The organism is Mucilaginibacter pankratovii, from assembly GCF_014773265.1.
Classification (GTDB): domain Bacteria; phylum Bacteroidota; class Bacteroidia; order Sphingobacteriales; family Sphingobacteriaceae; genus Mucilaginibacter; species Mucilaginibacter pankratovii.
Genome location: NZ_JACWMY010000003.1, coordinates 170,299 through 193,517, shown reverse-complemented (window position 1 = coordinate 193,517; position 23,219 = coordinate 170,299). Strand labels below are relative to the sequence as shown.

Below are 23,219 nucleotides of genomic sequence, written 5' to 3'. Positions count from 1 at the left end.
CCATTCTACTAAATGAAAATCAGCTCCCCTTTATCAATTTCGAAACCTCCGTATTAAAATTGGCTTTGTTTATCCCGGTCAATTTTTCCAGCGCCTTAAAATAATTGGCATCGCCGGCTTCTTTTTTGCCGCAGCTTAGTAATTCTATCACCGCGGCAAAGCCCTTTTCCTTTTCCAGCTTTTGTACAATAAGCGCATTGATCATGTACGAGATCTTGAAGATCTTGCCCCCATCGTTGTAATAGTTTTTTCCATCAAGGTACAGTTGCAGCCAATCAGCACCGGGGTTATCTTTTACGTAAACATTAAACATTGCCGAAACCTCGGGCCAGCTTTTACCCCAGCTGCCGCCGTACAGGTAAGCGCAGCCTTCATCTACCGGGCGATTAATGATAGCGCTGCTCATTACGGTGCGCAGCCTGTCGTGAAACAGGTCGTGCGGATCAAACCTGTTTTTTACTGTGCTCCAGCCATTAATAATAAGGTCTGTGTTGTTTTCATCCGCACCTAACTGATTGCTGACGAGGCCGGCGTTATCTGCCATATATTCAATACCCAGCAGCTGTTGTACTTCTAAAAAATCCGTACAATAATAAAGTATAATCGGTTTATTGGTGTTGAGCTTTTTATTGTAAAGCGCAACCATTCTTATAAACTCCTTTGCGTCGGCAAACGAAAGGGTGTCTCTATAGTGAAAAGATACTGCGCCATGGCTTTTAACTTTCCAGGAACTGGTGTTTTGCCTAAGCGGCGAATAAAAGTAAAACCGGCCGTTTACTTGTTTAGCCAGTAGCTTAAAGCTTGCCCTCATTAGCGGCGTATCGCCGGCCACTCCGATATAGGAAAACTGGACAGCATACCGGTTTTCCCCCTGTTTCACAACATTAGTCAGGTATGGCCTATAGAAATCGGCCACTTTGAGCGTTACATTTTGCTCTATCCCCTTCATTTCATCCAGCAAGGCCGATGTTTCCAAAAGCTCATCCTTTAGCACAAACGAATTATCCTTATTCGGCTTTTCCTTTTGAGACAGGAAACCGTTGAGGGCAATTACTATTTGTTTGCTTACCGTGTCTTGCGGCAGGTTAATGTTTTTCGGGATGATGACACCGCCATCTTGCGCCCGGCTGCCCGAAACAGCGGCGACTAAAAACAGGCAGGTAATAAAAGCGGATAGTTTAAAATTCATTGCGATGAAATAGGTGCCGTTAAGGTACTTTAATTTCAATAAATCGGACTAACCACCGGCCCTTATTATTTCAAGGGCTTAAACGTGTAGATAACCCGCAATTTCCGGTCATCTTCTTTCAGCAGGTCCTTATCATAATTATACCAGCCATCCTGCGGGCCGCCCTGCCCCTGGTTCAGGTGTACCATAAATACACCACCGTCTTCGCGGTAACCATCTATCACAACCGAATGCCCAAAGTTTTTAAGATTGGCGAAATGCAAAAACACCGGGCGCTGGCTGTTGATCTCTGTTCTGATAATGCGTTTCTGTTTACCCGCAGTATAAGGCAGCAGGCGCTGCCAGGAGATGTACCGACTTACCTTTACTTTGTAATGCTGCTCTAAAAGGCTTGCCCCGGCAAGCTTATTCATGTAATTATCGGTGCCGAAATCTTTTTGAATGGCCAGCGCGGCGTAGTAATTATACCGGGCGGTTTCGGCTACCTGCTCCCCGTTGGTGGTACTGTCTATCTGGTTGGCCAGTTTATCCATGCGGATGGTAGCGCTGTCTATCTTTTCATTTATCCGATAGCCCTTACTGGATACATAGGCCACATGGCCGAACGGTTTTAGCCGGTGGTAATACATGATCTGCGCCAGGGCGGTGCTCCAGCAACCCAGCCTCATTTTATCCGGGGTGTAACTTTCAAAGCCGCCCATTTGCTGCCAGTGGGTTTTTATTAATACGCTATCGGCCCGGGGTGTGGTATCGGTAGTGGGGATAAGCGCTGTTGCTGCGAAAACATAGCTGGTGCACAATATAGCCAGCGACGCTAAAATAATTTTAATTGCCTTTTTCATATTCTTTTGTTTTTAAGGCAAAGCAAGGGTAAACGGCATTCACCATCCTCTCAAAACAGGTAATGAGAGCAAATAAAAACAGAGCGGTTAAGAAAGTCGGGGAGCTGCCGGAGGCGTAAGTTTCTTTGTTTTGGCGAGATAGCTCTTTGGCGATTCGCCTGTGGCGGCTTTAAATATGCGATAAAAGCTGGCTTCGGAATTAAAGCCGCTTTCGAACGCGATGCCGAGAATAGAAAGGTGGCTGAGTTTTTCGTTGGCCAGTTTTTGCTTTACCTCTTCCACGCGGTAATTGTTTATTAACGACCGGAAAGGCATACCAAACCCCTTATTGATGGCTTCAGACACAAGCGCGGGCGAAAGCATAATATGCGCTGCAAGTGCGCTTAACGTGAGCTCGTTGTTTAAAAACAGTTTTTCTTTTCCCAGCGATAGGGAGATAGCTTCTTTCGCGGTGGCAAGTTCGGTATGGGTGTATTTAGATACAGCCAACTCGGCCGGCCGGGCCTTTTCATCGTTTGGCATGGCTGCAACCACGCCGTTTTTTTGCTGGTACGATTTGATGGCGATGTAATAGATAAGCCCCGAGAGGTAAACGTAAAAGATCTCCCAGTGTAAAAAATGACGCGCATTAAAATGGAAAACCTGGTCGAGCAGAACATTGGCCATTAGCCCGGCGCCCAATATGCCGGTAAGCAGCAACACATTCTTTAACCAGGTAAAGGTTGGGTAAGCGGTGCCGGATATATTTTTATACAGCCAGCCCCGGTAACGCTGCACCAGCCTGAAACTCAGCAGACCATAAACAATTCCGCTGATAACCGACAGGACATCCTCTACCGACTTTACCTGGTTAAAATATAATTGCCCGGCTATGGCGTCTTTAGCGCTTAGTCCGCTTACCGGCAGCACCGCTATATAAACCACAATGGCGTGCAGCATGAGCAACGCCGGCGGCAAAAGGTGCAACAGTTGCCTACCCCGGAGTTTGAATTTGGGGAGGATAAGCGCCACCACATACAGGTACAGTAAGGGCTGGATAAGCAGATCGATAGCCAGGGGAAAATAGCGCAGCAGGGGACTATCCCAAAGCCCGAGGGTGTGCAGCACGATTTTAAAACTGAGCACGCTAAATACAAATAACATAGCAGCCAAAAGCCTTGTGGCCGCATTGCTGCTTTTTATACACAGCAGCAATGCCGCAGAAACCACGCCCTGCAGAATGCCAAACAACACAATTACATCAAACCAGTTAAAGCTCATTTTTATGGGTGAGGGGATATAAAAATACACATTATGTGTGGCATCAAATTGCCCTTAAAAACTCAAAATAAGATTAAATTATGCGTTTACCCATCCGGGGAATATGTTTTTTGCATAGCTATTTAACATATAGCCAATTATTTAACACTTATTAACCAACATTTAATACTTGATTTTGTAACGTTTTGCAAACTTCGCACATCTTATAGCATTATAAGCCCCCTTACATGAAGGTACTTTTCCTTGCTCTTTTTCTCTCTATAGTAACCCTTAACGCTTTTTCTCAAAAGGCGAAGAAAACCTTAGTTGCCATAAAAACCGAAACCCCGCCAAAAATGGATGGCGTGCTGGATGATGCTGCCTGGCAAAATGTGCCCATCGCTACCGATTTTGTGGAATTGCAACCCAATGCCGGCACACACGAAAAACCCGAAGAGCGCACCGAGGTAAAGATCATCTACGATAATAACGCCATTTACGTTGGCGCACGGATGTACGAAACATCCTCAGATAAAATGGCCAAGGAAATTGCTACACGCGACAACGTGGGCAATGCAGATTTCCTGGGGATAATTTTTGATACTTACCAGGATGGCATAAACGGTACCGGCTTTTTTGTAACATCGGCTAACAGCCAGTTCGATGCCAAATATACCCCGCCGGATGCTAACGGAAATACAGAGGACCCTAACTGGAATTCGGTATGGACCAGTAAGGTGCATATTGGCGAAACCGGCTGGTCGGTAGAAATGCGGATCCCGTATTCGGCCCTGCGTTTTGCAAAAAAGGATGTACAAACCTGGGGCATGAACCTTATCCGCAAACGCCAGCGCATCCAGCAGCAGTTATTCTGGAACGAGATAGACCCAAAAGCGAACGGCTTTATAAACCAGGAAGGGATATTAACCGGCTTAGAAAAGCTGAACCCGCCGGTCCGTTTGGCCTTCTACCCCTATTTTTCTACTTACGTAAACCATTACCCGTACAACACAGCCGGTGTGCCCAACACCAAAGCATCGGTTAACGGTGGGATGGATGTAAAATATGGTATTAACGATGCCTTTACGCTGGACCTGACGCTGATCCCCGATTTTGGCCAGGTGCAATCTGACAACAAAGTGCTTAACCTAACCCCCTTCGAAGTAGAATATAACGAGAACCGGGCCTTTTTCACCGAGGGTACCGAGCTATTTAATAAAGGCAACCTGTTCTATTCGCGCAGGGTGGGCGGGCAGCCTATCCACCACGACGATATTGCTACAAGTAAGGGGGAAGAGATAATCGCCAATCCCACCGAAACAAAGCTACTCAATGCTATTAAACTCTCCGGGAGGCTTTCAAGCGGCCTTGGGATCGGTATGTTTAACGCGATCACTAATACGGCTTACGCCACCATAGAAGACTCGTTAGGGAACCGGCGGCGGGTACAAACCAGCCCTTTAGCTAATTATAATATCCTGGTATTTGATCAGAACCTAAAGAACAACTCCGCGATAACACTGATCAACACCAACGTAAATCGCTTTGGTAAAGATTACTCTGCAAATGTGGGCGGCTTTGTATACAACCTCAACAATAAAAAGAACACCTACAAATTGCGTGGCTTTGCTATGATGAGTAACCTTTATGGCGGCGGCATGAAAACCAACACAGGCTACAGCTATGAGGTTATCGGCGGGAAATCATCCGGTAATTTTACCTGGGATATTGGGCAGGATATGGTTGATAGCCACTACAACTCTAACGATTTGGGTATTATGTATAATAACAACTACTTAGAACATAACCTTAACCTGCAGTACACCAACTACAAACCCAAACACCTGTTTACCCAATACGGGGTATGGACCAACAATTATTATTCGCGCCGGGTTAACGCATCAAACTACCAAAATTACAATCAAAATTTTGGCGGCTTCGGTACTTTTAAAAACCTGTGGCAGGTAAATATTAACGGCCATTACCGCTTTGAGGGCAACGATTTTTATGAAGCCCGTACAGACGGACTACGCTACCGCTCGCCCCGTAACTTTATGCTAAACTGGAATTTAAGCACCAACCGCTCTAAGATGGTTTCGGGTGGTTTCTGGTATTCTGATACCTGGGTTTGGAACGGCAAGGGCGGGCACGGTAACGACCTGGAACTTTTTCTTAACCTGCGCCTGAGCAACAAGTTTTCCATCAATGAGGATATTACTTTCAGCCCCCGGATAAACTACCTGGGCTTTTCTACTAAAGATACCGTGAACAATAGTCCCATTTTTGCTTTGCGAAATGTGCATACAGTAGAAAACATCTTCAGCCTGAAGTATACCTTTAGCGCCACTATGGGGCTTAATTTAAGGCTACGGCACTACTGGAGCAAGGTGAATAATAAAGAGTTTTATAACCTTGGCAAAGATGGATATGTAAGCGCGCTTACAACTGTCGACTTTGATCATGCCGACCGTAACGTAAACATCTGGAATGTGGATATGGTATACGTTTGGCAGTTTACCCCCGGCAGCGAGCTTAGCCTTGCCTGGAAAAACTCGGCTTTCAATTCGGATCTGCCGGCCAACGAGGGCTACCTCAACAACTTACACAATACGTTTAACCTGCCGCAGAACAACAATTTCTCGCTGAAGGTGCTGTACTATATCGATTTCCAGGCGTTGAGAAAGCGCCACGATAAGGGGTAAAAACACACCGTCATTGCGAGGAACGAAGCAATCTCCCGATTAGAAGAGCGGCCTGCAAAGTGGCACGTCCAGCGTAGAGATTGCTTCGTTCCTCGCAATGACGTGCTGTGATGTTTACGGGAATTTATACAATATCCCCAGCGATAATCCTTCTGTGCCCTGTACGCTGTCAGACGTATTCTTATCAAACAAGAGCGTACCATTGATGGATACGTTGATAAGGCGGTTCACTTTCGCTGCAAGCAGGGCATCTACCCGGTGACGAACGTAACCCAGCGCTTTGCCGTAAGGCACAAACATATCGTACCGGGCGTTAAAGTGCATATTCTTGGCAATGTCTTTATCAAAGATGGCCACCATCTGGAAAGCGATATCCGTGCGGATGGTTTTGCCGGGGGCAACGCCGTAGTTGCCCGGGTTGTTATGATAAATAGTAGTATCCAACACAAACGTTTGGCGGGCCGTACCAGTACCTAAACGCAAATCGAAGAACTTTTCGGCCTTATACTCAAAACCCACAGATTCGGTTAAATAACCCGGCGACATAAAGTTAGATATCAGCACCGGCGGGTTCACACCCGCGGCATCGTATTGGAAGCCCTTATCAAACTGCGATTCGAAACTTAAGGAACCGAAGAAGAACCAGTGTTTAGACATTTGGGTGGCCACCTTGTTATCCAGGAAGATCCTGTCGTTGGTTTTGCGCGCGCCCTGCCCCTTGTTCTTTGATTTTCCGTAAAGCAGGTTTAATTCCGTAGCGTAGCTGAAGGGTGCTTTGTTGTATTCGGTACGGTATATTAAATTACTACCTAAGGCTATGGCGGTAACACCCCCGGCGCTGTAATTATTGCTGAAGGCCGCCTGGTTAAAGTTTAGCCCGAGGGTGATATACCTGCGCCAGTAGCTCACCTTATAATCAAGCATGGTTACTGGCAGCAACTCCTGCTGTATCAGCAAGGGTTTTGATGGTACCGGGATAGCATTGGGTTTTGGGGATATGCGATACCTGTTTAACAGGTTGGTGTCAATTTTAACGGTGTCTCGTTTAACAGTATCGGTTGTTTGGGCGCTGGCAGACAGCGCAATTGAACAACAAAGTGTAAGAACTACTTTTAAACCGGTTTTCAACATAAACGCAAAGAAAATGGAAAAATCTGTTATTTCAAGGCACAAAATGTAACTAATGTGTTCGCAATCAAAAAAAAGCCAGCCAGTTGCACCATTTCCGGCGGCCTAAATAGGCCATGTCTGCTTCCTTTTGATAGGCCTCCCGCTCAAACGCGATGTTAAAATATGCCGGGTAATGTTTGCCGTAACGGGCAAGGTTTACCACGTAATTTAAAAAGTACAGCACATAAAACGGCAAAACCAGCAGCTCGGCCTGCTGCCTTAAATGAATGCGCTCGTGATTTAGCAGTACTTCGTCCTTCCGCATCTCTTCGTCGCGCAGTAAAATAAAAGGGAACAATGCCATAGCGTTAACATTTAAAAACGGAGCAACTACAAGCCGCCCTCTCATTTAATGTCGATATATTGGGTTGGCAGCGGGGCCAGCTCAAATGCTTTAGGGTTTCTTTTATAACGCCTTAAGCTGGTGCGAACGTATGCTACAAATTCATACTCGCTGGCGGTAGTTACCATATAATAACTGGGGCGGTACTTAAACATAAAATCCGTTAACTGTGGGTCCTTTAAAAAAGTAATGCCCGCCACATACGATTTATTGAACCGGTAATCAATTACCGATTGCTTGTAATCCCTGTCGATGATCTCTTTCAAATGTTCGGCGTTTTTACCACTGCGGCTAAACATATTGTAAAGCGCATCAATGCTAAAGCCTATGCCACCCTGCCCAATGCTCAGCAGATCCTGGTTACCCATCGAGCCATATATTTTTCCGAACTCGCCTTTGGTGGCCAGGTACCTGCGCCGCGGGTTCAGCACGCTATCGCGGATGGTTACCTGCTGTAGTTGTATGGCTGTCGGCCGCATATAAACCGCAAGCGGCACATAGGTATTTACGGTGATGGTATCGGAGTGATGGTCTGCCTTGCTGAAGATGAGCATATCGCCTAAATTGGCCTTAATGTTAAACTCCCCTGTAAACGTATTGTATACCGATTGCCCGGAGGTATTATTGCGGATATTTACCCTGGCTATGCGGCCTTTGTTCTCCTTATCAAACACGATACCCGTAACCTCCTTTTGCTGGGCAAAAGCAGATACACACATCATGCATAGGAATAAGGGAAGCCATAATTTCATCAAGGGATTAAAACTACACGTTTAACAACTGGGTTTGGCTGCAATTAACAAATTTTAACACGCTATTTCACCACAACAAGCTTTTGGCCAATCCTGATGCCACTATCACCCATTCTGTTCAGCGCTTTCAATTCGTCTACAGTGATACCAAAACGTTTGGAGATGTTGTATAGTGTATCGCCCTGCTTTACGGTGTAAATTTTATCGTCGGGCGATGTTTTGGTAATGGTATCCTGCTGCGCAACGCCAATATTGCTGTTGATCTGATCGAGCACGCGGTCTTCGCGTTTTATTTTGGCCATCTCGCCTTCGGGGCGGTCGTATTGGTCGAGGTTGTATTTTACAATGATATTGAGCAGCAATTGCGGGTATTTGGGGTTAGTGGCATAACCGGCGGCCTTTAATCCGTAGGCCCAGCCCTTAAAATCGTTCTTATCCAACTCAAAAAGCCGTGCGTAGTTTTTCTTCTTTAAAAATTCGGAGTGGTCGCGGTAGCTGTCTTCGGGGTTATCATATACCCGGAAACAATCGTTGGTGTTATCATCATCCTTATAATAGCTGGAGCCGTTCCAGGTGCTGCCGCATTTTATACCGAAGTGGTTGTTGGCCGCCACAGCCAGGTCGCTGTTGCCCGCGCCCGATTCAAACAATCCCTGTGCAAGGGTTATGCTTGCCGGGATGCCGTAAGTGTTCATTTCCTGTATGGCGATGGCTTTAAAACGTTCGATATACTCCAGCGACGACATATTGCGGTGAGCCGCTATTGCTGCCTGGTTGCGTTTTTGGATGGCTTTGTTGTTTTTGCGGGCCTTACTACTGCTAATGGTGCTTTTATGCGCCGAGCAGGAGTTGAACACAATGGCGAGAGCGAAGAGGATGCAAAATTTCCGCATTATAAATAACCAATAGCCCGCATTGCCGGGCTAAAATTAAAAGAGTGAAAAATTATTTTTGGTTATTGTCTGCCAGTTCCGGGCCCGGGGTGGTAGCTGGTTTTTCGTCCAAATCGCCCAGTTTGTATTTTTTGATGATAGCAACAACCTGCGATGCCCAGGTACGGCTGCTGCAATAGCCACTGCGTTGTATGCCTTTTGCCCATCCGGTATAATCATACTGGGTAAGTTTATCTGACAGATGGCTAAATTGCTTCCGCTCTGTCATGATACGGGCAAAATCCTGGAAGGAATCCATCACCGAATCGTACCGTTTGTATGAGGTGCGTACTTTTTTGTTGTGTTTGTAATAAACTACAGTGCCTCCGCCTTTTACTCCAAACTGGTTGTTCAGATTTTGGGCTATATTGCTCTTTCCGCTGGCCGATTCGTGCATGGCAACGCCTAAAATGATGCTTGCAGGTACGCCTGTTTCATGCATAATGCGAATGGCATTATCTTTGAACTTCTCGATGTATGATTGTGGAGCGCTTTGTGCCGAAACGGCTGTAGTGGTTGCAACAATTGCAGATACTAACAGTAGAGTAACAGTAAAGAGTTTCTTCATAATTATTTTTTTCTGATGATCAATAGTCCATCACGAATGGGGAGAATAAGTTTTTCCACCGTCGTGTTAACAGCTATGTGTTCATTTAGTTTGCGGATGTTTACGGTATCGGCGTCATTTTCGTTGCCGTATACTTTGCCTTTCCACAAAACATTATCAATTATTATTAACCCACCGGGCCTTACTTTGTCAATTACTAACTCAAAATAAGTAAAATTATTTCGTTTATCCGCATCAATAAACACTAAATCGAAGTTATTCTCCTCTAAATCAGCAATTACAGCTTCAGCGGCGCCAAAATGCAGCTTTATTTTTTTATCCACATTTGTTGATTTGAAATGTGAATTTAACATTTCCTCAAACTCGCGGTTAACTTCTATGGTATGTAAAATGCCGCCTTCCACCAATCCTTCTGCCAAACAAATAGCCGAGTAACCGGTAAATGTGCCTATCTCTAAAATAAGCTTTGGCGCCACCATTTTGCTCAGCATACTTAGTACCCGGCCCTGGTAATGGCCACTTAGCATGTGCGGTTTAAGCACTTTTAAATATGTTTCGCGGTTGATAGCCTGCAGCTCGGGGGATTCGGGATCGAGGTGGGTGTCGAGGTAGGATTGCAGATCGGGATCTAAGATTTCCATGGGGCAAAAATAGGGAAATTATTTTTTAGCGTTATTATCTCTGCTTCACGTCATTGCGAGGCACGAAGCAATCTCCGTACTATGCATTACACCTTGCGCGGCCTCTTGTCCTGTGTAGAGATTGCTTCGTGCCTCGCAATGACGTGTTGGCAACTGGTTCAGAAACTTTTCCCCATCCAGCTCTGCAGCAATATCACCGCCGATATCGTATCCACCAACTCCTTATTCTGCCTCGCTTTTTTGCCCATGCCGCTTTGGGCGATGGTGGCCGATGCCATTTTGGAGGTGAAGCGCTCATCCAGCATTTCTACGGGAATCTCGGGGAAGGTTTTCTTTAACAGATTAACGAAACCTTTTACATGCGGTGCCGATTGGGAGGGGGTGTTATCCATCTGTTTGGGTTCCCCAACAATAAAGCGTTCCACGGGTTCGGTTTGCAGGTATTTTTTTAGGTAGTCGATGATCTTAAGCGGGTGGATGGTGTCCAGCCCGGTTGCGATGATCTGCATCGGGTCGGTAACCGCTATGCCGATGCGCTTGGTGCCGTAATCGAAAGCCATTACTCTCATAATTGGTGAGTGGTGAGTAGTGAATGATGGGTGGTTTGATATGGCATTCGTTTGTAATTTAAAAACTGAAACTTATTCAAAGATAGCGTAATCCCTTTCCGGTCTCAAATCTCATATCTCAATCTCAAATCTATTTTTTACCTTGCACCAATGCAGTTTAAGCAAATTACCGGGCAAAACGCTATAAAGCAACGTTTGATCTCTTCTGTAAATGAGAACAGGGTGAGCCATGCGCAGCTGTTTCTTGGTCCGGAGGGAAGCGGGAGCCTGGCTCTGGCTGTTGCTTACGCCCAATATTTAAGCTGCGAGGATAAACAGCCGGACGATTCCTGCGGTGTATGTTCCAGCTGCCGCAAGTACCAGAAATTAATGCATCCCGATCTGCATTTTTCTTACCCAACGTTCGGCACGCCAAAAGAATCATCCATAGATTTTATTGAGCAATGGCGCACGGCCTTTACCGAAAATCCCTATTTAAGCCTGGACACCTGGCGGGGGTATTTAGATTCGGGCAATAAACAGGCGAATATCAACATACTGGAATGCCACCAGATCATCAAGAAACTCAGCTTTAAACCCTTCGAATCTGTTTACAAGGTTTTAATATTGTGGTTGCCCGAGTACCTGGACAAACAGGGCAACGCACTGCTAAAAGTAATAGAAGAGCCGCAGCCCAACACGTTGTTTTTACTGGTCGCCCAAAACCAGGACCAGATCCTGAACACCATCCTTTCGCGTACGCAACTGATCAAAATACCTTGTTTAAATTATGAGGACGTTAAAGGTCATCTCATCGCGCAGCATAACCAAACCGAAACCGCGGCATCAGAAATTGCCTACCTCAGCAACGGCAACATGACCGAGGCGCTGGGCATGTTACAGCAGGATGCCAAAGGCTACCATAACCTGTTTGTACAATGGCTGCGTTTGTGTTTCGGGAACAAAGGGCTGGAGGTGCTGAGCTTTGTGGATCAATCCTCAAAAATGGGGCGGGAGAACCAAAAGAATTTTTTGCGCTACGGTATCAATTTCATTCGCGAATGCTGTTTAATATCGGCCGGAGCCGAAAGAATGGTACATTTACCCGATCAGGAACTGGATACGGCCCGTAAAATGGCCAAAGTGATGAACATCGCGCAGTCGGAAACCATTATCAGCGAGCTGGAAAAAGCTCATTATCATATAGAACGCAATGCTAACCCTAAGATCTTGTTTTTAGATGTATCTTTGCAGATTATAAAAGTACTAAATTTAAAAATCGTCCCTCCGGGGAATCATTATATACCGAATTAAATTATGGGATGCGGAAGTTGCTCAACAGGGGGCGGTTGCTCACCTGCAGGCTGCAAAAGTAATGGCAGTTGCCTTACTAACGGTTGCAGCAAACTGGATGTACACGATTGGCTATCGCACATGGATATGCCAAACAATTATAAGCCCTTTAGCATAGTCGAAGTAAAATTCAAAGGCTCGCGAAAGGAGTTCTATCATAACAACGATAATATTTACCTGGAAGCGGGCGAGCTGGTAGCGGTAGAAACCACTACCGGAGGCTACGATATTGGCCATGTATCTATCACCGGCGAACTGGTGCGCATGCAGATGACCAAGCGCCATGTAAAAGAAGCCGATGTTACGAAAAAGATCTATCGCCGTGCCACCCCTGCCGATGTAGATAAGTGGAAAATGGCTAAGGACTTGGAGTGGGAAACCATGCACAAATCGCGCACTTTAGCTTTGGAACTGAAGCTCAGCATGAAAATAAGCGATGTGGATTACCAGGGCGATAAAACCAAGGCAACCTTTTATTATACGGCCGAAGGCCGGGTAGATTTTCGCGAACTGATCAAAAAAATGGCGGAAAGTTTCCGTATCCGTATAGAGATGCGCCAGATAGGCATGCGCCAGGAAGCAAGTCGCTTAGGCGGTATTGGCAGTTGCGGGCGCGAGCTTTGCTGCAGCACCTGGTTAACCGATTTTAAAACCGTATCAACCTCGGCGGCACGCTACCAAAACTTATCTTTAAATACGCTAAAGCTTGCCGGCCAATGCGGTAAATTAAAGTGCTGTTTAAACTACGAGCTGGATACTTACATGGATGCGCTAAAACACATCCCCGATAATGTAAACTTCCTGAAGACCGAAAAAGGTGATGCCCGTTTGCAAAAGACCGATATCTTTAAAAAGATCATGTGGTTTGCTTACCCGCGCGAGGAATCGTGGATCCCGTTGCCTATAAGCCGTGTAAAAGAAATTCAGCAGATGAACCGCGACGGCGTTTTACCTGAAGACCTGGGTGAAATTATTGAGGTTGAAACTGCACCGGTAAAGGTGCTTGATTACGAAAATGTTGTTGGCCAGGATAGCCTTACCCGCCTGGATGAGCGCCGCAATAACAATAAAAACAAAAGCAAGAATAAAAGCCGCAATAAAGGCCCAAGGCCCGATGGACAGGCACCCGCACAAGCGGGCCCTCGCCCGGAAGGCAACCGCCAGCAAAATAACGCGCCTAAGCGCGAAGGCGGCCAACAAGCAGGCCCAAGGCCAAACAGGCCCGAGGGAAATCGCCAGCAAAACAACGGCCCAAAACCAGAAGGTAACACACAACAGGCGGGCCCAAAACCGGAAGGCAGCAACCGTGGTAATAACCGCAAGCCAAACAGGCCAAGGCCAAACCCGAATAATCCAAACCGTAACAATAATACCCCACCACCAGCAAGGCCCGAATAATGAAGCGGATCTTTAAATTTCCTTTAGGCCTATCAGCAGCCCTTATCTTTTTTTTGGTGCAGGGTTGCACAGACCCGGCTGCTGTTTTAGATCAAAATGTGGAGATAAGCAACCACAACTGGGCCTACATCAACCGGGTTAAGTTTGATGTGAAGATAGACGACGAAACCCTGCCTTATAACCTGTACCTTAACTTAAGGGTTGGCGGCGGTTACCGTTATTCCAATATATATGTGTTGCTGTTGCAAAAGCACGGCGATAAAACAGCTAAAACCCGTTACCAGTTTCCATTGGCCAACCCTGACGGTGAATGGCTGGGCAGCGGCAGCGGAAACCTGTACAGCTACCAATTGCCTTTGCGCAGGCAGTACAAATTCCCTGCTAAGGGCGTATACCACTTTGAGATAGAGCAAAATATGCGCGATAACCCCCTGCACGAGGTGAGCGACGTGGGCCTGCGGGTAGAAAAAGCACAATAACTACATTTTTTTATTTCTGCCGGTATAAAACCATTTCATGTTTTTATATTAGTTGCTTAAACCTATCTCTTAAGCAATGAAAAAACTTGCAGTTCTGCTGTTGTTCTCCCCGCTATTTGTAAAAGCGCAAAATGCCGATAGTATTAAATACGCCGGCTCGGTTAAATATTATACCAAAATTATTGCCGATAAACCCGGCGATGCCGAAGCATATTATAAACGTGGCAGCGCAAAATATAAACTTAAAAGTTACCAGGAAGCCATTAAGGATTTTGACAAAGCGATAAGCATTAATCCAAAATACGAGGACGCCTATATTGGTCGCGGCCGCGCCAAAGACGATCTGGAAGATTATAAAGGCGCCATAGCCGATTATTCAGCCGCCATCCTGATCAAACCATCCGCAATAGCTTATTACGAACGCGCCGTTACCAAAGCCCACATGGACGACCATAAAGCCGCCATTCTCGATTTTGATAAATCCATAGCGCTTGACCCTAACGACGAAGACGCTTATAACGAGCGCGGGGTTGAGAAAAAAATACTGGAAGATTACAAAGGTGCCATGGCCGATTATGCAAAGGCCATCGCTATAAATCCTACCGGGCCCAACCCTTATTATAACCGCGGTGTGGCAGAAAATATCACCAAAAACTACACCGCCGCCATGGCCGACTTTAACAAAGTTGCCACGCTAACGCCCGAAGATCCCGATGTTTATTTTAGCCGTGGTAATACCAAGCGCTATATGAAAGATTACCAGGCGGCTGTTGACGATTATAATACTGCCATTAAATTATCTCCCGAGTTTTTAAACGCTTATAATAACCGCAGCGTGGCTAAGTATAACCTTAAAGATTACGCCGGTGCCATAGCAGATGCGGACAAGATCATTTCGATTGACCCTAAATATGCCGATGGGTATTATAACCGCGGGTTGGCACACGATGGGCTGACCAATTACAATGATGCTATTGAAGATTACACCAAATACATTGCCCTGGAGCCAAAAGAAGCCGATGGCTATTTTAAAAGAGGAACATCCAAATTAAATCTCGATGATGATAAGGGCGCCATTGAAGATCTAAACAAAGCTATTGCTCTTGATAAGGAATATGCCGATGCTTATTATAACCTTGCCCTCGCAAAAAGATCTTTAAACGATTACAAAGGTGCTATAGAAGGTTACACGCAATACATTGCCCTGGAGCCAAAAGACGGTGACGCCTTTAATAACCGGGGTAATGCAAAACGCCTTTTAGGCGATACCGCCGGAGCATGCGCCGATTTCAAAAAAGCGGTAGAGTACGGCAACACACTGGCCGTAGGCAACCTGGCAAAATATTGTAAATAGGGCGGTTAATTAACCGTGTAATCGGTTGTTATTTTACTAAAGGAACCTAATTCCGTACCGGACGCAGATTTAACCACGGTGCCGTTATTGGTAATGGTATACGATACCGTATTTTCTGCGCCCGCGTTTTGGATCTCTAAATACAGTACGCCACCCGCAACCAGTCCCGTTGTAAACTCGTAGCTGCCGCTGCTCACCGTTTTGGTATCTATCGCCGAGTTTACCGTTTCATCAGCTTTTATGGCAGAGAGCTTAACCGAGAACGCCGCCGTCGCGGTAACACTTACTTTAATGTTGCGGGGCACCGGTCCTGCAGCTCCTTTTTTTGAGCACGAAGTAAAAAAAAAGCAGCCAACAAGGCTTAATAACATAAACGCATATTTCATAGTCAGATTTATTTTGAGAAATATTAAACATGTAAATATGCTGATTGTAGTTTAAGTATACCAACAAAAATTACCGTCATGAAACAAATAATTTCTTACCTCGTAATCATGTTAGCTGCGGCTCTTTTGTTTTTCGCGGCATGTAAAGGCAACACCGGGCAAACAGGCGGGGCACAAGCAGCTTCGGGGCAAACCCATGTTGGTAACTCGGGCCCGGCAGATAGCACAGGTTACAAAACCACCCCAACCGAAACCGGCGGGAAAGATACCAGCGGCAATGGCAGTGGTACCACCAATGCGCCCAAGGATACGCTGAAGACAAAGCCGTAAAACTATTCTCTTTTTTAGTAAAGTATAATTTACTACATTCGTTTTGCTAATTTTTTTATCAAAATGGACGTGGTTATTTTAGGCATTGCTGCCGTTATTTTTATTGGTGCTTTGGTGCTGTTTTTCATTAGGAAACAACCTGCCGGGCTTATTTCCGAAGCTGATTTTGCCGCTTTAAAAAGCGAAAGCGAATTACTTAAAATTTCTTTAGCCGTTGCCGGGCAGAAGGCCGCCGGCTTACTTACCGAGAAAGAGAATATCACCAAACACCTCAAGGATGAGCAAACCAGGATACTGGATGAGTTGGTTGACGTTCGTTCGCAGCTTGCCCAGGCCAACCAAAGCTTAGAATCATCGCGCTCATTTTTTAAGGCTCAGCAGGAAAAGCTCGCGGAGCAAAAAGCAGATATAGAAAATACCCGCAGCCACCTCCAAAAGGAGTTTGAAAACATCGCCGAAAAATTATTGAAGGAAAAATCGCGGGAGTTTACCGATGTAAATAAACTCAGTATTGATACCATCCTCAACCCGCTGAAAGAAAATATTAAAGCTTTTGAGCAAAAGGTAGATAAGGTTTACAGCACCGAAGCCGCGGAGCGGCATGTTTTGCGCGGAGAAATTTCCAAACTAATGGAGTTAAACCAGCTTATCAGTACCGAAGCTTCTAATTTGACCAAGGCCCTTAAAGGAGACAATAAAAAGCAGGGCAACTGGGGCGAGGTGATCCTGGAAAAGGTTTTGGAGCGCAGCGGCCTGGTGCGGGATAGGGAGTACCGCACGCAAGCCAGCCTGAACCACGCCGACGGTAGCAGGCTGCAGCCGGATGTGATTATTGACCTCCCGGATGAAAAACATTTAATAATTGATTCTAAGGTGTCGCTGATCGCTTACGAGCGGCTGGTTAATTGTGAAACGGAGGAGGAGCGCCGTTTATTCTCCAAAGCGCATGTAGAATCTATCCGCGGGCATGTACAGGGCCTCTCCTCCAAAAACTACCACGACCTGTACCAGGTAAACTCGCCCGATTTTGTGTTGCTTTTTGTGCCGATAGAATCCTCCTTCAGCTTTGCCGTACAATTGGATGCCGATCTGTTTAGCGATGCCTGGGATAAGCGGGTGGTAATTGTAAGCCCAAGTACTTTATTGGCTACCCTGCGTACTATCGCCAGTATTTGGAAACAAGAACGCCAAAACCGGAATGTATTGGAGATAGCCCGCCTCAGCGGCGAAATGTATGATAAATTTGTTGGCTTTGTTGGCGATATGGAAGGTATCGGCAAAAACATTAAACAAAGCCAGGACAGTTATGATAAAGCGCTTAACAAACTGGTTGATGGCAGAGGTAATTTAACCGTGACAGCAGAGAAAATTAAAAAGCTTGGGGCAAAGGCTAATAAGCAGATTGATGTGAAGTATATTGGGGAGGAGGAAACCCCTAACTAATGCATTACCACCATGTCATTGCGAGCGCAGCGCGGCAACCTCAATCTGCCCGCCACGCAATAGTGCATAGTTAAAGTTAATATTATGAAAATTAAATAATGACTATCCGCTTGTAGACACCGGATAGTTTTTTATCTTTGTTTTCAAGCAAAACGAAGATATGAATTTACTAACCTTTAACGATAGATTCCCCGATGAGGTTGCGTGCCGCGCTTATTTACGGGACAAACGCGAAGCGGAGGGCATTACCTGCAAAAACTGCAGAGGTACTAAACATTACTGGATAGAATCAAAATCGAAGTGGCGCTGCGCCAGCTGCCTGTCTACAACAAACCTACGGGCTGGCACCATAATGGAGAAGTCTAAGCTATCGGTTAAGACTTGGTTCATGGCTATTCATTTAATAACCTCTACCAAAAAATCTTTCTCTGCGCTCGAAATGCAACGCCAGCTGGGCCTTAAGCGCTACGAGCCTGTTTGGTATATGATGCAGAAGATCCGGCTGGCTATGGGTAAGCGGGATGCAAAATATACACTACAAGGTAATATAGAAATTGATGATGCTTACTTTGAGATTGTGGATCTCCCGGAACTGGATGAACTGGGCAATAAGAAAACCAGTGGCCGGGTTGTGAATACCGATGGTAAAGAAGACGACGAGCAGAAGCGCGGCCGTGGCACCAACAAGAAACAAAAGGTTTTGGTTATGGTAGAATCTAACCCCAATACAGACCCTTTAAACAAGCATAAAAAGAAACGGTCCATGGGCTTTGTAAAGATGATCATCATGGATAACTTCCGTAACGACACCATCAATTATGAAGTATCTAAAGCAGTCCAGCAGAAAACGAATATCATTTCAGATGCTATGCTCGGCTTTAATAAACTCGCCAATGTAGGTATGAACCACACGGCTATGATAGTCCCTAAAAAAGAAGCCGGTAAAACACTACCATGGGTGCATACCGTTATCGCAAACGCTAAGCGCTTGTTCCTGGGCATACATCATTCTATCGGAAAGGAATACCTACAAAACTACCTTAACGAGTATTGCTACAAGCTTAATCGCCGTAATTTCCAAGCTGACCTTTTCGATAGAATGATCGTCGCCGGTATTAATGATACTTGGTATTAATTAACGGTGAGTGGTCACTACCTCTCCATAAAGAGACATAAAGGTAACTACAGCAGAAAATAAGAACAAGCAGGCGCCTGTCTTATAAAGCAGATCGCCGTGTTTTATATCCATAATAGAATACATCTCCTTTCCTATATCTCCTTTTGGCCTATTGTTTAATAACCAAATAAATGACAACAAAGCCGACCACTGCAATACCGTTACACTCCAATTAAAAACCCAACATAACAGCACAAAAAGGAAACCTGTGATGATCGCAATGCCAATCCACAAATAAGGTCGGCCAAGCATAAATACAAAATTGAAACTGAGGCCCAGGATTGATTTAAGCAAAGAGGTTAGGATACCTATCCCTAACAAAGTAAGTAAAAAAGAGAACATTGTGAATAAGGGTTATTGCCATAGCCCCTATTTGGCGGGTTAATAAAACAAGCGTGAGGCCCCATAGGCCGTCACGCCCCGCCAAGAGCGCATATACGAATGAGGTACCCCACGCTATAGCGTACGGCTAACTCTCACTCATATATTCCAGTTTCTTACTTGGCGGGTTTGACGGCCTGAAATGAGTTCGCTATTCCAATAAAATTGTATCAAATATAGAAAACGCAATGGCATTTGCCGCTGCGTTTTCTATATTAGTTGTATGAATCATACGGCACCCAGTTCAAAACATTTGCGATTCGATATAGATCCGGAAATATACAAGACCGCGTTTGTAGAACTTGAATACAAACCTTACATAGAAGTTCAAATTGGCAGAAATATCAACAGTGACACACACTGGATTGGCGTGGTATGGCGAATCAATTACTTCATTGCCGGTACCAATAAAGATGTAATTGGTTATTTGGGAGAAAATAAGGTTACTGTTCTTTCTGTTGAAAACAAAGAAAAGGACTTAGAAGTTATAAAAAAGTTCATTTCAAATGCTTTTTTAAACGTAGAAATATACCTTTTAGAAAAATTAGCAGGGCGTATTCAAATCGCCCCCTTCTTATCCCGGGCATCCATTGATGGCCTTGCTCAACAAATTCTACTTTTTCTTGATGAACTCGGGTACTATAAGAAATAACACACACATCACTTTTTACTACTGGCCCATTAACAAACTCAATTTTATTACTTTTCATAATATTTCACTTTTAGTTAATTTAAAAAGTAAAATACCCAATTGTGTCTATATGCGGACAGTCATTAATTAAATTACATGAGTACTATGTGTACATCGTCACTAACCATTCTAACAACGTACTTTATACAGGCATGACCAATGATTTGAAAGAACGCGTTCTCCAACATAAAGAAAAAGTTAACCAGGGATTCACAGCTCAATATCAATGTAACAAGCTGGTTTACTTTGAAGAATTCCAGTGGGTACAGGATGCAATTGCGAGAGAAAAGCAAATAAAGGCTGGTTCTCGCAAAAAGAAAATCGAACTTATAATTTCTATAAATCCTGATTGGAAAGATTTGAGTGACGGCTGGTATGACTAAATAAAACCACTATAGGACAAGCATCCGTTACTTTGCAAGGTTGCTTGTCCTATGAGGTTGCCGCGCTTCGCTCGCAATGACACGGTTTTATATTTAGCTACGCCTGCGACCCAAACGCATTCCATCCCTGTGCTTTCAGCGGATGCACGTTGCCACTTTTGGTGATCAAATTACAACCTGCATTTGGTTCGGTGATGTAACCGATGATGGTGAAATCCATCTTAAATTTTATTTTATCGTACTCGGCTTGTTTTACGGTGAAGAGTAATTCATAATCTTCGCCGCCGCTTAAAGCGCAAACTGTTGGGTCGAGGCCAAATTCGCGGGCGGTTTCGTAGGTCATTGGGTCTACCGGGATCTTTTCTTCGTATAAATTACAGCCTTTATTGCTTTGCTTACAAATATGTAAGAGTTCAGAAGCCAAGCCATCAGATACATCAATCATCGAAGTTGGTTTTACATCCAACTCTTTCAACAGGTCGATAATATCCTTACGTGCCTCGGGTTTTAGCTGGCGTTCTACAATATAATCCTTGCCTTCCAGGTCGGGTTGTATGTTGGGGTTTTCTATGTAAACCAGTTTTTCGCGTTCTAACAATTGCAAGCCTGTGTAAGCGCCACCTAAATCGCCCGATACGCATATCAGGTCGCCTTCTTCGGCGGTGTTACGGTAAACAATATCCTTTTCATCAGCATAACCTAAAACGGTTACACTGATCACTAAGCCTTGTTTTGATGCGGTGGTGTCGCCGCCTACCAGGTCCACATTATAATTATCGCAGGCCAGGTAAATACCCTCGTACAATTCCTCAATAGCTTCCAGCGGAAATTTACTGCTCATGCCTATGGATACGGTAACCTGCGATGCGGTACCATTCATGGCATAAATATCACTCAGGTTTACCTGTATGGCTTTATAGCCGAGGTGCTTCAATGGAGTATAAGCCAAATCGAAATGGATACCCTCTAAAAGCATATCGGTAGATACCAGCAGTTTCTTGCCGGCATGATCCAGCACCGCGGCATCATCGCCAACACCTTTAATGGTGCTTTTTTGGGTAAGCTTTATATTTTTAGTGAGGTGGTTTATTAAGCCAAACTCGCCTAATTCTTCTAAGTGGGTTCTTTCCTGGTTCTCAAACATATTTATATGATTACACCGATTTTAAGATTGATTTCACAGATTGCACCGATGCCTGTTTTTTACACTAATTAAAAATCGGTGTAATCATCTTAAAATCGGTGTAATCCCAAACCACAAAATTACCAATAATTAATTAATCCCCTTGCACTTAGCCGGCTATGTAATATTTATCGTACATAAATTTATTTAACATATGGTTAATATTTAAGCAATACCTTTGCCTTTTTAATAAAATCTATATGAAAAACAGAAAGTTACTTATTTATTTAAGTTTTGGCATCGTACTATTAGCTGGTTGCGCCAAGGATTATCGTGGTGGAATCACCATAGACCCGGCCCCACCGGTTGAGGTTGTTGTACCAAAACCTTACACTATTACCGAGGGTTTTGAGACCGGTACGAAAGGCGCTTATGCAATTGCCGATGTACAATTAAGTACCGGAACCTGGAGTTTTAATGACGCTTTAATAGGCAATTTAACTGCCGACCTTAAAAATGGATCAAAGTCGGTAAGGCTGCGTGCCGGCGATCTCACCATGAAATTTGATATCAGTGGTATTAAACAAATTAATATTACCCACGGTAAATATGGTACCGATGCTAACCAAAGCTGGCAGTTATTAATGTCGGTTGATAGTGGTAAAACTTTTACCCAATTGGGTACCGATATTGTTGAAACCAACACCACACTGGTTACCGATTCGTTTAAAATAGAGACCACTAAAAAGGTCCGTTTCCAGATAAAAAAGGTTGGTACCGCAACCACCCGTACCAATATTGATGATATCACCTTTAAAGGTACCGGCGATGCGGGTATCATAGTAGGCGGCAGTACCGATAACAGCGGCGCCGATACCACTACCACTACAACGCCCCCTGCAGCAGAGCGTGGTGTAACCGCCGGGGCAGATGCACCGCCGGCAGATGGCGATAACAATAACTTACTGTTTGGCAATCCATCAGGCGCACAACCTACCGTGGTAATGGCGAACGACTATCTTATCGATCAAAAATACTATGTAGAATCTTATAGTAACAGCCGCGGCACACCAAATTGGGTAAGCTGGCATTTAGATGCATCAAATATTACCAACGCTGCACCACGTGTGGATAATTTTGCAGGCTTTAGCGGGCTTGACGCCAGCTTTTATCATGTAGGCAGTACAAGCTATTCGGGTTCTGGTTTTGACAGGGGTCACAACTGTCCGTCCGCAGATCGTACAAGTTCTGCAAATGCAAACTCTTCTACTTTTTTAATGACTAACATGATCCCCCAAGCACCAAATAACAATCAGCAAACCTGGGCAGATATGGAAAATTATCTGCGCGCGCAGGTAGTGGCCGGTAACGAAGTTTATATTGTAATGGGCGCTTACGGGCAGGGCGGTATTGGCAGTAAAGGAAGTGCCAATACTATTAACAACGGGCATATAGTTGTACCAAGCAATGTTTGGAAAATTGCCGTTATTGTTCCTGTTGGCGATGGCGATGTAAGTCGGGTATCTGCAACTACAAGGGTTATAGCAGTAAACACACCAAATATAAATACCATAGTAAGGGATTGGAAGCAGTACCGCGTAACTGTACGGGAAATAGAAAAAGCTACCGGTTATAATTTATTATCGATGTTACCACAAGCTGTGCAGGATGCTGTGGAGACGAAGAAGGATAATTTATAATTACAATTAATCCCCACGCGTCATTGCGAGGCACGAAGCAATCTCTACATAGGACTATCCGATTTGCAAGTCGGTTATGCAAAGCTTAGAGATTG

General features: G+C 44.8%; 24 protein-coding genes and 1 pseudogene. 12 read left to right on the top strand and 13 right to left on the bottom strand.

All coding sequences use genetic code 11. The annotated features are described in order from the left end of the window. Positions 1 to 19: 19 nt before the first annotated feature. From IDJ77_RS06545 to IDJ77_RS06535, 3 genes are all read right to left on the bottom strand, one after another. Entirely contained in the window at positions 20 to 1,189 is a 1,170-nt protein-coding gene (locus IDJ77_RS06545; RefSeq protein ID WP_191188138.1) for a hypothetical protein, read from the bottom strand. A 65-nt stretch (positions 1,190 to 1,254) separates the two neighbouring features. Continuing rightward, the gene (locus IDJ77_RS06540) at positions 1,255 to 2,031 is read right to left on the bottom strand and encodes a C10 family peptidase (RefSeq protein ID WP_191188137.1); all 777 of its coding nucleotides are present in this window, start codon (positions 2,029 to 2,031) and stop codon (positions 1,255 to 1,257) included. Between the two features lie 87 nt (positions 2,032 to 2,118). Beyond that, positions 2,119 to 3,291: a helix-turn-helix domain-containing protein gene (locus tag IDJ77_RS06535; RefSeq protein ID WP_191188136.1), complete on the bottom strand. Its 1,173-nt coding sequence runs from the start codon at positions 3,289 to 3,291 to the stop codon at positions 2,119 to 2,121. Between the two features lie 227 nt (positions 3,292 to 3,518). On the opposite strand from IDJ77_RS06535, the gene IDJ77_RS06530 reads away from it, so the two are divergent. Beyond that, positions 3,519 to 5,972, top strand: coding sequence for a DUF5916 domain-containing protein (locus IDJ77_RS06530; protein WP_191188135.1), 2,454 nt, complete (start codon positions 3,519 to 3,521; stop codon positions 5,970 to 5,972). 114 nt (positions 5,973 to 6,086) lie between these two features. On the opposite strand, the gene IDJ77_RS06525 is transcribed toward IDJ77_RS06530, so the two are convergent. The 7 genes from IDJ77_RS06525 to ruvX form a co-directional block, all read right to left on the bottom strand. Then, a complete protein-coding gene (locus IDJ77_RS06525) occupies positions 6,087 to 7,103 on the bottom strand; it encodes a DUF3078 domain-containing protein (protein ID WP_191188134.1) in 1,017 nt (338 codons plus the stop codon). A 64-nt stretch (positions 7,104 to 7,167) separates the two neighbouring features. Further along, entirely contained in the window at positions 7,168 to 7,491 is a 324-nt protein-coding gene (locus tag IDJ77_RS06520; protein ID WP_191188133.1) for a hypothetical protein, read from the bottom strand. Continuing rightward, positions 7,488 to 8,237: a hypothetical protein gene (locus IDJ77_RS06515; RefSeq protein WP_191188132.1), complete on the bottom strand. Its 750-nt coding sequence runs from the start codon at positions 8,235 to 8,237 to the stop codon at positions 7,488 to 7,490. The genes IDJ77_RS06520 and IDJ77_RS06515 overlap by 4 nt, the downstream gene beginning before the upstream one ends. A 62-nt stretch (positions 8,238 to 8,299) precedes the next feature. Then, positions 8,300 to 9,130 (bottom strand): glucosaminidase domain-containing protein, encoded by an 831-nt coding sequence (locus IDJ77_RS06510; protein WP_191188131.1) that lies wholly within the window; start codon positions 9,128 to 9,130, stop codon positions 8,300 to 8,302. Between the two features lie 52 nt (positions 9,131 to 9,182). Continuing rightward, positions 9,183 to 9,737, bottom strand: coding sequence for a glucosaminidase domain-containing protein (locus IDJ77_RS06505; RefSeq protein WP_191188130.1), 555 nt, complete (start codon positions 9,735 to 9,737; stop codon positions 9,183 to 9,185). Between the two features lie 2 nt (positions 9,738 to 9,739). Next, positions 9,740 to 10,378 (bottom strand): O-methyltransferase, encoded by a 639-nt coding sequence (locus IDJ77_RS06500; RefSeq protein ID WP_191188129.1) that lies wholly within the window; start codon positions 10,376 to 10,378, stop codon positions 9,740 to 9,742. Between the two features lie 158 nt (positions 10,379 to 10,536). Continuing rightward, on the bottom strand, positions 10,537 to 10,947 hold the full coding sequence (ruvX, locus tag IDJ77_RS06495; RefSeq protein WP_191188128.1) for a Holliday junction resolvase RuvX: 411 nt from the start codon (positions 10,945 to 10,947) through the stop codon (positions 10,537 to 10,539). A gap of 150 nt (positions 10,948 to 11,097) precedes the next feature. Between ruvX and IDJ77_RS06490 the strand changes: the two genes are divergently transcribed. The 4 genes from IDJ77_RS06490 (at position 11,098) to IDJ77_RS06475 (ending at position 15,510) form a co-directional block, all read left to right on the top strand. Further along, positions 11,098 to 12,240 carry a DNA polymerase III subunit gene (locus IDJ77_RS06490; RefSeq protein ID WP_191188127.1) on the top strand — a complete coding sequence of 381 codons (1,143 nt, stop codon included), beginning with the start codon at positions 11,098 to 11,100 and terminating at the stop codon, positions 12,238 to 12,240. A 3-nt stretch (positions 12,241 to 12,243) separates the two neighbouring features. Beyond that, positions 12,244 to 13,677: a regulatory iron-sulfur-containing complex subunit RicT gene (ricT, locus tag IDJ77_RS06485; protein ID WP_191188126.1), complete on the top strand. Its 1,434-nt coding sequence runs from the start codon at positions 12,244 to 12,246 to the stop codon at positions 13,675 to 13,677. After that, positions 13,677 to 14,156, top strand: a complete 480-nt coding sequence (locus tag IDJ77_RS06480; RefSeq protein WP_191188125.1) for a gliding motility lipoprotein GldH — start codon at positions 13,677 to 13,679, stop codon at positions 14,154 to 14,156. Before ricT ends, IDJ77_RS06480 begins: the two co-directional genes overlap by 1 nt. Before the next feature lie 76 nt (positions 14,157 to 14,232). Continuing rightward, positions 14,233 to 15,510: a tetratricopeptide repeat protein gene (locus tag IDJ77_RS06475; RefSeq protein ID WP_191188124.1), complete on the top strand. Its 1,278-nt coding sequence runs from the start codon at positions 14,233 to 14,235 to the stop codon at positions 15,508 to 15,510. 5 nt (positions 15,511 to 15,515) lie between these two features. Here IDJ77_RS06475 and IDJ77_RS06470 read toward each other — a convergent pair whose 3' ends face one another. After that, complete coding sequence (locus IDJ77_RS06470) at positions 15,516 to 15,896, bottom strand: hypothetical protein (protein WP_191188123.1); 381 nt, start codon at positions 15,894 to 15,896, stop codon at positions 15,516 to 15,518. 78 nt (positions 15,897 to 15,974) lie between these two features. Here IDJ77_RS06470 and IDJ77_RS06465 point away from each other — a divergent pair, with 78 nt between their 5' ends. The 4 genes and pseudogenes from IDJ77_RS06465 to IDJ77_RS06455 all read left to right on the top strand — a co-directional run bounded on the left by IDJ77_RS06465 (position 15,975) and on the right by IDJ77_RS06455 (position 18,804). Next, complete coding sequence (locus IDJ77_RS06465; RefSeq protein WP_191188122.1) at positions 15,975 to 16,226, top strand: hypothetical protein; 252 nt, start codon at positions 15,975 to 15,977, stop codon at positions 16,224 to 16,226. A gap of 63 nt (positions 16,227 to 16,289) precedes the next feature. After that, positions 16,290 to 17,669: a DNA recombination protein RmuC gene (gene rmuC, locus IDJ77_RS06460; RefSeq protein ID WP_191188121.1), complete on the top strand. Its 1,380-nt coding sequence runs from the start codon at positions 16,290 to 16,292 to the stop codon at positions 17,667 to 17,669. 160 nt (positions 17,670 to 17,829) lie between these two features. Continuing rightward, positions 17,830 to 17,928 (top strand): annotated as a pseudogene (locus IDJ77_RS28005) (IS1595 family transposase); the annotation flags it as partial. A gap of 129 nt (positions 17,929 to 18,057) precedes the next feature. After that, complete coding sequence (locus IDJ77_RS06455; RefSeq protein ID WP_262892792.1) at positions 18,058 to 18,804, top strand: IS1595 family transposase; 747 nt, start codon at positions 18,058 to 18,060, stop codon at positions 18,802 to 18,804. Here IDJ77_RS06455 and IDJ77_RS06450 read toward each other — a convergent pair whose 3' ends face one another. Then, positions 18,805 to 19,188 carry a hypothetical protein gene (locus tag IDJ77_RS06450; RefSeq protein WP_191188119.1) on the bottom strand — a complete coding sequence of 128 codons (384 nt, stop codon included), beginning with the start codon at positions 19,186 to 19,188 and terminating at the stop codon, positions 18,805 to 18,807. Positions 19,189 to 19,450: 262 nt separating this feature from the next. On the opposite strand from IDJ77_RS06450, the gene IDJ77_RS06445 reads away from it, so the two are divergent. Both IDJ77_RS06445 and IDJ77_RS06440 read left to right on the top strand, forming a co-directional pair. Then, entirely contained in the window at positions 19,451 to 19,879 is a 429-nt protein-coding gene (locus IDJ77_RS06445) for a hypothetical protein (protein WP_191188118.1), read from the top strand. A gap of 101 nt (positions 19,880 to 19,980) precedes the next feature. Further along, entirely contained in the window at positions 19,981 to 20,301 is a 321-nt protein-coding gene (locus IDJ77_RS06440; RefSeq protein ID WP_317174314.1) for a GIY-YIG nuclease family protein, read from the top strand. Positions 20,302 to 20,398: 97 nt separating this feature from the next. Here IDJ77_RS06440 and thiL read toward each other — a convergent pair whose 3' ends face one another. Continuing rightward, a complete protein-coding gene (gene thiL / locus IDJ77_RS06435) occupies positions 20,399 to 21,445 on the bottom strand; it encodes a thiamine-phosphate kinase (RefSeq protein ID WP_191188117.1) in 1,047 nt (348 codons plus the stop codon). A gap of 239 nt (positions 21,446 to 21,684) precedes the next feature. Between thiL and IDJ77_RS06430 the strand changes: the two genes are divergently transcribed. Next, positions 21,685 to 23,124, top strand: coding sequence for a DNA/RNA non-specific endonuclease (locus IDJ77_RS06430; protein WP_191188116.1), 1,440 nt, complete (start codon positions 21,685 to 21,687; stop codon positions 23,122 to 23,124). Positions 23,125 to 23,219: the final 95 nt, after the last annotated feature.

Excerpts from the sequence above, each read along its gene's own strand:
- IDJ77_RS06545 (WP_191188138.1), bottom strand. The coding sequence starts at position 1,189 with ATGAATTTTAAACTATCCGCTTTTATTACCTGCCTGTTTTTAGTCGCC.
- IDJ77_RS06515 (WP_191188132.1), bottom strand. The coding sequence starts at position 8,237 with ATGAAATTATGGCTTCCCTTATTCCTATGCATGATGTGTGTATCTGCT.
- IDJ77_RS06450 (WP_191188119.1), bottom strand. The coding sequence starts at position 19,188 with ATGTTCTCTTTTTTACTTACTTTGTTAGGGATAGGTATCCTAACCTCT.
- rmuC (WP_191188121.1), top strand. The coding sequence starts at position 16,290 with ATGGACGTGGTTATTTTAGGCATTGCTGCCGTTATTTTTATTGGTGCT.
- IDJ77_RS06535 (WP_191188136.1), bottom strand. The coding sequence starts at position 3,291 with ATGAGCTTTAACTGGTTTGATGTAATTGTGTTGTTTGGCATTCTGCAG.
- IDJ77_RS06510 (WP_191188131.1), bottom strand. The coding sequence starts at position 9,130 with ATGCGGAAATTTTGCATCCTCTTCGCTCTCGCCATTGTGTTCAACTCC.
- IDJ77_RS06430 (WP_191188116.1), top strand. The coding sequence starts at position 21,685 with ATGAAAAACAGAAAGTTACTTATTTATTTAAGTTTTGGCATCGTACTA.
- IDJ77_RS06520 (WP_191188133.1), bottom strand. The coding sequence starts at position 7,491 with ATGAGAGGGCGGCTTGTAGTTGCTCCGTTTTTAAATGTTAACGCTATG.
- IDJ77_RS06470 (WP_191188123.1), bottom strand. The coding sequence starts at position 15,896 with ATGAAATATGCGTTTATGTTATTAAGCCTTGTTGGCTGCTTTTTTTTT.
- IDJ77_RS06525 (WP_191188134.1), bottom strand. The coding sequence starts at position 7,103 with ATGTTGAAAACCGGTTTAAAAGTAGTTCTTACACTTTGTTGTTCAATT.
- IDJ77_RS06455 (WP_262892792.1), top strand. The coding sequence starts at position 18,058 with ATGGCTATTCATTTAATAACCTCTACCAAAAAATCTTTCTCTGCGCTC.
- IDJ77_RS06505 (WP_191188130.1), bottom strand. The coding sequence starts at position 9,737 with ATGAAGAAACTCTTTACTGTTACTCTACTGTTAGTATCTGCAATTGTT.
- IDJ77_RS06530 (WP_191188135.1), top strand. The coding sequence starts at position 3,519 with ATGAAGGTACTTTTCCTTGCTCTTTTTCTCTCTATAGTAACCCTTAAC.
- IDJ77_RS06480 (WP_191188125.1), top strand. The coding sequence starts at position 13,677 with ATGAAGCGGATCTTTAAATTTCCTTTAGGCCTATCAGCAGCCCTTATC.
- IDJ77_RS06475 (WP_191188124.1), top strand. The coding sequence starts at position 14,233 with ATGAAAAAACTTGCAGTTCTGCTGTTGTTCTCCCCGCTATTTGTAAAA.
- IDJ77_RS06490 (WP_191188127.1), top strand. The coding sequence starts at position 11,098 with ATGCAGTTTAAGCAAATTACCGGGCAAAACGCTATAAAGCAACGTTTG.
- ricT (WP_191188126.1), top strand. The coding sequence starts at position 12,244 with ATGGGATGCGGAAGTTGCTCAACAGGGGGCGGTTGCTCACCTGCAGGC.
- ruvX (WP_191188128.1), bottom strand. The coding sequence starts at position 10,947 with ATGAGAGTAATGGCTTTCGATTACGGCACCAAGCGCATCGGCATAGCG.
- IDJ77_RS06540 (WP_191188137.1), bottom strand. The coding sequence starts at position 2,031 with ATGAAAAAGGCAATTAAAATTATTTTAGCGTCGCTGGCTATATTGTGC.
- IDJ77_RS06445 (WP_191188118.1), top strand. The coding sequence starts at position 19,451 with ATGAATCATACGGCACCCAGTTCAAAACATTTGCGATTCGATATAGAT.
- IDJ77_RS06465 (WP_191188122.1), top strand. The coding sequence starts at position 15,975 with ATGAAACAAATAATTTCTTACCTCGTAATCATGTTAGCTGCGGCTCTT.
- thiL (WP_191188117.1), bottom strand. The coding sequence starts at position 21,445 with ATGTTTGAGAACCAGGAAAGAACCCACTTAGAAGAATTAGGCGAGTTT.
- IDJ77_RS06500 (WP_191188129.1), bottom strand. The coding sequence starts at position 10,378 with ATGGAAATCTTAGATCCCGATCTGCAATCCTACCTCGACACCCACCTC.